This window comes from Synechococcus sp. H60.3 (genome assembly GCF_047462295.1).
Taxonomy (GTDB): domain Bacteria; phylum Cyanobacteriota; class Cyanobacteriia; order Thermostichales; family Thermostichaceae; genus Thermostichus.
This window is the reverse complement of record NZ_JANSIY010000094.1, coordinates 1-7,109: the sequence shown is the minus strand read 5'-3', so window position 1 is coordinate 7,109 and position 7,109 is coordinate 1. Positions and strand designations below refer to the sequence as shown.

General features: G+C 58.0%; 6 protein-coding genes. 3 read left to right on the top strand and 3 right to left on the bottom strand.

The window, feature by feature from the left end; genetic code table 11:
- Positions 1 to 1,039: 1,039 nt before the first annotated feature.
- Positions 1,040 to 1,615, bottom strand: a complete 576-nt coding sequence (locus tag NW841_RS09930) for a DUF2854 domain-containing protein (RefSeq protein ID WP_414371792.1) — start codon at positions 1,613 to 1,615, stop codon at positions 1,040 to 1,042.
- 130 nt (positions 1,616 to 1,745) lie between these two features.
- Here NW841_RS09930 and NW841_RS09925 point away from each other — a divergent pair, with 130 nt between their 5' ends.
- Entirely contained in the window at positions 1,746 to 3,281 is a 1,536-nt protein-coding gene (locus tag NW841_RS09925) for an aminotransferase class I/II-fold pyridoxal phosphate-dependent enzyme (RefSeq protein WP_414386230.1), read from the top strand.
- Positions 3,282 to 3,285: 4 nt separating this feature from the next.
- On the opposite strand, the gene NW841_RS09920 is transcribed toward NW841_RS09925, so the two are convergent.
- Entirely contained in the window at positions 3,286 to 4,728 is a 1,443-nt protein-coding gene (locus tag NW841_RS09920) for a hemolysin family protein (protein ID WP_414386229.1), read from the bottom strand.
- A 251-nt stretch (positions 4,729 to 4,979) separates the two neighbouring features.
- Positions 4,980 to 5,300 carry a PepSY domain-containing protein gene (locus NW841_RS09915; protein ID WP_414386228.1) on the bottom strand — a complete coding sequence of 107 codons (321 nt, stop codon included), beginning with the start codon at positions 5,298 to 5,300 and terminating at the stop codon, positions 4,980 to 4,982.
- 280 nt (positions 5,301 to 5,580) lie between these two features.
- Between NW841_RS09915 and NW841_RS09910 the strand changes: the two genes are divergently transcribed.
- Both NW841_RS09910 and NW841_RS09905 read left to right on the top strand, forming a co-directional pair.
- Positions 5,581 to 6,501 (top strand): branched-chain amino acid transaminase, encoded by a 921-nt coding sequence (locus NW841_RS09910; protein ID WP_414335893.1) that lies wholly within the window; start codon positions 5,581 to 5,583, stop codon positions 6,499 to 6,501.
- Between the two features lie 89 nt (positions 6,502 to 6,590).
- Entirely contained in the window at positions 6,591 to 7,109 is a 519-nt protein-coding gene (locus tag NW841_RS09905; RefSeq protein ID WP_414386227.1) for a phosphoribosyltransferase, read from the top strand.

Genomic DNA, 7,109 nt, shown 5'->3' with positions numbered 1-7,109 from the left:
TAATTTGAGCGTTTCCAACCTAAAATTTGCATGGAAACGTAATAGCAGGGGATTGCTAAGGAAATCTCCTCATCTCTGTTGCGTCAGCGTTGCATATAGACAACACCCCAGACTCAGTTCTGTTCATAGCATTGCCACTCTGTACAAGTTTGAGACAGACCCCCTAGGGCTCTGCAATGCCAAGGAGTTGATGCTGGCAGAACATAGAGCCAACACCTTCAGCCTCTCTCCCAGAAGGAGAGAGAAGCTGAGAATCAACGCAAAGATCACCGGTTTTGGCCAGGGATAGGGAGTGTTGCGTGCTCCGTAGCCAGTAAACACGAAAGGCCGCCTGCCGCTGGCGGGATTGAGGAACCAGCGCCAAGTCTTGGGTGAGGGCCAGCTCAGGGATCCGGAAGGCTCGCCCTGGAGCACCTTGGCAGTCAGTATGGGTTAAATAAAGACTGTCTTGGAGAGGGTGTTGGTTACTCATTGGAGTTTCCTAACCGAATTTCATGGCGAGCTGAATTATGTCTATTTGCTTGTTGATTCATCTCTTGATAACAACATTTCTAACCTAGTTTTTCCCTCAACTCGGGATCGAGCCGAGTGTTAAAGCAGCAATTTGGAGAACAACTAAGTGGGTGTACTGGGGAAAAGCCAAGCTCTGGCACAATTCTGAGTGTATTGTTTTGTGCGGCGGTGCTTGCCTAGAAACAGTGAAACTGTACACCCAGCGTCAATCTGGGGGCGCTATCCATGCCCACCGTATAGATAGTGGGGAATTCTGGGCGTTTCATTAAGCAAATTGTAGGAGCTCTTGGCATTGACTGGAGTGACTGAAAAGCATTTTGAGCGTGGGAGCTACTTGTTGCCAGCTTTATTCTCCTGGGATCCTGCTAACTTTTTACCATCTAAAAAAGAGGGATCCCGATGATGGGGATCCCCAGGTCTCCTTCCTCTAGTGTTTCAGTCCTCAACACACCCGTGTGAGCCGCCGTTGATTTTAAGAATAGAACTGTGAAAAAGTCGTGAAAAAAGCTAAGGGATCCAAGCCCCCTCACCCTGTTCCGGTGGCCTGGGATCCGGGACAGGCGATGAGCGCCAGCTCCACCTGATGTTCTCGGGGTTGCTGCAGTTGCACCTCCACGTCGCGGCCAAAGAAGCCCTGCATTTTTTTCTGGTAGCTCTCCTGCCATTGCTGGAAGGGAACGGCCGGCGAATCGAAGAGAAGTACCAGGGTGTAGCGGCCATCCCGCAATTCTTCTCTGTAGCCTCTGATTTTGGGTAGGTCTGCTTCCAGAGGGCCGCGCAGGCCGAGGAACTCCAGGGCCTCTTCCAGGTGGGCGTTGGCCCCATAGCTGTATTTGGTGATGTCGGCGCGGACTTGTTTTTGAATTTCCGTGGCCTGCTGAGCACGGGCTTGGAGCACTTCTGGCGAGGGGGGCGTCAGGGCAGGCACTGGCTTGAGCTCCACCACCTTCATGGTCACCCCCCCCAGCAGCAAGGGGATCCCGGTAAACAGGCCGATGAGGTTCAGGGTGGGATCGCTGTACTGGGCAAAGCCCCAAGCTGTGGCGGCAACGCCCGCCAGCAACACCAGGGTGCTCAGGGGGAGGGGCAGCTTTTCAAACATACAAGCAGGAGGGAAAGGCAACCTGAACCCAGGCTAGCAGGAAAGACACTTCCTGGGGTGACCTTGAGGGTGGACTTGGCTCCGCTGGGGGTGGATAATGGCTGGACGCTGGTGTGTTGGGGAGTGGCCCATGGTTCTGTCGCATCTGTCGAAGGCGTCCCGTCGTCTGTGCCTGCTGGATCGCAAAGCTCAAGAGCGGGCCCCTCTTTTTGAGGCCATCCGCCACTATTGCAGCTTGGACAAGGCTCCCTTTCACACGCCAGGCCACAAGCAGGGACGCGGGATCGCCACCGACCTGCGGGAGTTTTTGGGAGAAAACGTCTTCCGGGCGGATCTTACCGAGTTGCCGGAGGTGGACAACCTCCACGATCCCGACGGCGTGATCCGGGAAGCCCAGGAGCTGGCGGCAGCCGCCTACGGAGCGGATCGCAGTTGGTTTCTGGTGAATGGCTCCACCTGTGGCGTGGAAACCCTGGTGATGGCCGTGTGCGACCCAGGAGACAAGATCCTGCTGCCGCGCAACTGTCACAAGTCGGCCATTGCCGGCGTGATCCTCTCCGGGGCCGTGCCGGCCTATATCGAGCCCGACTTCGACATAGAACTGGGCATTGCCCACGGCATCACTCCTGCCGGCCTGGAGCAGGCCCTGGCCGAGCACCCCGACGCCAAGGGCGTGTTGGTGGTCAGCCCCACCTACTACGGGGTTTGCTGCGACCTAGAAACCTTAGCGGCCATCGCCCACAGCCACGGCCTGCCCCTCTTAGTGGACGAGGCCCACGGGCCCCACTTTGGCTTTCACCCGCAACTGCCCCTCTCCGCCTTGGAAGCTGGTGCCGATCTGGTGGTGCAGTCCACCCACAAGGTGATCTCCGGCATGACGCAAGCCTCGATGCTCCACCTCAAGGGATCCCGCATCGATCCCAACCGTGTGCGCAACATCTTGCAACTGCTGCAATCGACTAGCCCCAACTACGTGCTGATGATGTCGCTGGACGTGGCGCGGCGGCAGATGGCCCTAGAAGGGGAAGCTTTGCTGGGCCAAGCCCTGGCTTTAGCCGATCAAGCCCGCGCCCGCCTCAACCGCATTCCAGGGCTCTTTTGCTTTGGCCCGGAGCGCATCGGCTCTACACCTGGCTTTTTCGATCTGGATCGCACCCGCTTGACGGTGACGGTGTCGGGGCTGGGCCTTTTTGGCTTCGACGCCCACGACTGGGTCAACGACCACTTCCACGTGCAGCCGGAGATGTCCACCCTGCACAACGTGGTCTTTATCGTTAGCCTCGGCAACACCCAGCGGGATATCGACCGGCTGGTGGAGAGCTTCGCCGCTTTGTCGAAGCAGGCTCAGGGATCCCAACCCTCGCTGGCGATGGCCGAGAAACTGCGGCGCCTGGCCCAGTTGAAACGCCCTCCCCTGCCGCCGCAACGGCTCTCGCCGCGGCAGGCTTTCTTTGCCCCCATCGAGCGGATCCCCTTTCAGGAAGCCGTAGGCCACATCTGTGCCGAGATCATCTCCCCCTACCCCCCTGGGATCCCTATCTTGGTGCCCGGCGAAGAGGTAACCCAGGAAGCGGTGGACTATCTGTTGTTGGTGCACGAGGCAGGCGGCTTTATCAACGGCCCCGAAGATGTGCGGCTGCAGACCCTCAAGGTCGTCAAAACCTAGCTCCTCAAGAGCCAGGCTTGGTCGTCTGGGCGGGGGGGAGCACTGGCAGCGGGTTGGGAGAGCTGCGGCGGTGGCGAACGACCTTCACCCGATCCACCCGTGGGCCTTCCATGCGCACCACCTGGAACTCCATGTCTTGGTAGGTGAACTTTTCCCCCACGCGCGGGATCTTCTGCAGGTGGTAGATCAAAAAGCCACCCAGCGTCTGGTAGTCCTCGTGGAGGGGCAAGTTGAGGTGGCAGCGCTCGTTGACCTCTTCAATATCCAACTGGGCCTGGATGAGGAGGGTATTTTCGTCCAGCTCCTGAATATCCGGCTCCTTCGCCTTGGGATCTGGGCCATCGGAGAGCTTGCCGACAATCTCCTCCACCAGGTCTTGAATGGTGATCAAGCCCGCCGTGCCGCCGAACTCGTCCACCACCACCACCATTGGCCAGTGGTGCTGCCGCATCTCGGGCAACAGTTCGGCAATCAGCTTGTTCTCCGGCTCAAAGTGGGCCTCGCGAATGAAAGGGGTGATGGGGCTGTGCAAATCCAGGGATCCCTTGGCCAGCTCGCCGATCAGCTCCTTGACATGAATCAGGCCGCGGATGTCATCCAAAGACTCGCCGTAGACTGGGTAACGGGAATGCCCCGATTCGGCCACCTCGGCCAGCACCTCTTGCACCGTAGCGGTTTCCGGCACCGCGTCGATGCTGGTGCGCGGGATCATCACCTCGCTGGCCACCGTCTCGCCGAACTCGAAGATATTGCTCAACAGCTCCCGCTCCTCCGCCTCGATGTTGCCCGACTCCACCGACGAGGCGATCAACAGTTGCAGCTCCTCCACCGTCATGGTGCTGTAAAAAGAAGTGGCCTCCGGGATGCGGACGCCAAAAAGCTGCAACAAGCAGCGGGAGGAGAACCGGAGCAGCTCCACGCAAGGGTGCAAAAAGCGGCTCACCAAGCGGTTGAGCCAGGCCAGTTTTAGGGCAATCGGCTCCGAGTAGAGAATGGCCAGAGTCTTGGGGATCAGCTCCCCCACCACAATTTGGAAATAGGTGAGCAGCGAAAACACCACCACCACTGCCACCCCCTGAACAATGGCGGGATCCACGTTCCGCAACCAGGCCAACTGCCTCAAGGCCAAAAACAGTGTCGGCGCAACCTGGGTGGCCCCGATCCAGCCCAGCAGCACGCTGGCCAGGGTAATGCCCAACTGGGTGGTGGAGAGGGCATACTCCAACTGTTCCTGGGCCTTTTGCACAATTGCCGCCTGGCGGTTCCCTTCGCTGGCCAACTGCACCATGCGGGAGCGCCGCGCCGACACCAAGGAAAACTCCACCGCCACAAAAAAAGCGTTGATGACCAGAAGAGCGATGACCCAAAAGAGACTAAGAGACGCATCTCCCCACGAAAGCTCAGTGTTGGGGAAAGTAGCCGCTGAGACTAAAGGGGGGTCGTCCATCAGGGGGAGCAGCAAGACGGATAGACAGCATTTTAGCCCAGACTGACTCGACCACCTGCCCCTGGCCAGCAGTTAAACTGGCCTCAGCCAGCGGGTGTCTATTATGCGAACACCTTCCCCCTGCCCAAATAAACGGGATCCCCAGCTTTTGCAGTTCTCAAGATTGCTACTGTTTCATCAAGCATTCATCAGGCAGTGGCAACTACCGCTTTTTCCGGCAACGCTTACCCCAGTTTGTGCCCCCCTGAGGACTAGTCATCGATATCGACAACATCGCCGGTAGTGGCGTCGATCTTGACCTCAACATCGTTGGTGAGTTTTACTTCCCAAACTAAGCGGCCATCTTCGCGCTCCAACTCAACTTCTTTGATCACAGCATCGGGAACAGCAGATCGAGCCATCTGAATCGCTTCTTCAATGCGGACGGCTGGAGCAGGAGATTGAGCAAAAGCTACCTCTGTGCTCTTGCCTACCGATAACATCGGGCTGCTGAGGAGCAAAACGCCCAGCACAAGCAAGGAAGCAACAGCAAGTTTTGGAAGCTTCATTTCCAACTGTTTGAGTAACCACATTCTTACCCTACCAACCTTGGGGTGAAAGAAGCCTTGCCAAAAGGAGCACTGTTGCTTTCGCAAAGGGAGTGGACTCCTTGCGTCATGGGGTGTAGTTCGTCGGCCCCTCGTAAGTTAGAAGCTGTTTGCCTCCACAGCCCTCTCAGAACTTGACTGGCTAAAAAACACTGCAGTGCGCATATCTTTCCGAGTGCTGCCAACGCTGGGGCTGCCGATGCTGCCTCCATCGGTGATAATATTCCTACTCTTACATCTTTTCCCACCGCAGTAGGTGCCGACCATGCCGGATTTTCTGCCCTACGCCTACTTTCAGGGCCAGATCGTCCCCTTTGCCGAGGCGAAGATCTCCATTGCCACCCATGCTCTGCACTACGGGACGGCAGCCTTTGGCGGTCTACGCGGGATCCCCGACCCGCAAAATCCGGATCAGGTGCTGGTGTTTCGTCTCGATCGCCACTGCCGACGGCTGAGCCAGAGTGCTCGCCTGCTCTGCTTCGATCTGCCCGCCGAAAAGATCGAGCAGGTGATCGTGGAGCTGATCCGCAAAAATCGCCCCTCCACCTCTTTCTACATCCGCCCCCTGGTCTACACCTCCGACCTGGGCATCTCGCCGCGGTTGCACAACATCGAGAAAGACTTTTTCGTGTACGGGTTGGAGTTGGGAGACTACCTCTCACCAGAGGGAGTCACCTGCCGCATCAGCTCTTGGGCCCGCCAAGAGGATCGCAGCCTGCCGTTGCGGGGCAAGATCACCGGCGCCTACATCACCTCTTCTCTGGCCAAAACTGAGGCAGTGCAGTCCGGCTATGATGAGGCCATTTTGATGAACTCCCAAGGCAAGGTAAGCGAAGCCTCGGGCATGAACATCTTCATCGTGCGCAACGGCGTGCTGATTACCCCCAGCTTTGACCAAGACATCCTGGAAGGGATCACCCGCGACAGCGTTCTCACCCTGGCCCGCGACCTGGGGATCCCCACCCAAGAGCGGCCGGTCGATAAGTCGGAGCTGTTGATTGCCGAGGAAGCCTTCCTCACCGGCACTGCCGCCAAGATCACCCCTATTCGCCAGATCGAGCAATACGTCTTGCCCCCCTCCCGCCCCATCACCGAGCAGTTGCGGCAGAAGCTGACGGCCATCACTGAAAATCGGGATCCCGCCTACGCCCATTGGGTGAAGGTGATCCCGCTGAAAGAAAGCTAGACCCTCAGGTTGCCATCGTCAGGCCGGTCGATGGGAAAAGAATCAATATAGTTAGAATTGAGCAATCCAGACTGCGAGAGAGGGATCCCTTGCACGAGATTTCTATTACCTGGGCCGACTACCACCGCAAAATCGAAGAGCTGGCCGTCAAAGTTTACGAAAGCGGCTGGGAGTTTAACCAAATTGTCTGCATCGCCAAAGGGGGGCTGCGCATCGGCGATACCCTGGCCCGTCTCTTCGACCTCCCCCTAGCCATTCTCGCCGCCTCCTCCTACTCCGGCCCTGGCAATCGCCAACGGGGACAACTGACCTTTTCGCGGGATCTGGCCATGACCACTGCCAACCTGGGTAGCCATGTGTTGCTGGTGGACGACCTGGCCGACTCCGGCATGACCCTGAAGCGCTCCCTCCACTGGCTTAAGCACCACTACGGCTTTTACATCGAGGAAATCCGCACTGGCGTACTCTGGTACAAAGCGGCCTCTGTCTACCAGCCCGACTACTACGTGGACTACCTGCCCGATAACCCCTGGATCCACCAGCCCTTCGAGCCCTACGAGCAGATGACGCCCCAGCAGTTGATGGAGTCCCTGCGTTCTTCGGGTTAG

What these genes read in the sequence shown, in the direction of transcription:
- NW841_RS09920 (WP_414386229.1), bottom strand. Translation starts at nt 4,728, where the DNA reads ATGGACGACCCCCCTTTAGTCTCAGCGGCTACTTTCCCCAACACTGAG.
- NW841_RS09930 (WP_414371792.1), bottom strand. Translation starts at nt 1,615, where the DNA reads ATGTTTGAAAAGCTGCCCCTCCCCCTGAGCACCCTGGTGTTGCTGGCG.
- NW841_RS09915 (WP_414386228.1), bottom strand. Translation starts at nt 5,300, where the DNA reads ATGTGGTTACTCAAACAGTTGGAAATGAAGCTTCCAAAACTTGCTGTT.
- NW841_RS09925 (WP_414386230.1), top strand. Translation starts at nt 1,746, where the DNA reads ATGGTTCTGTCGCATCTGTCGAAGGCGTCCCGTCGTCTGTGCCTGCTG.
- NW841_RS09910 (WP_414335893.1), top strand. Translation starts at nt 5,581, where the DNA reads ATGCCGGATTTTCTGCCCTACGCCTACTTTCAGGGCCAGATCGTCCCC.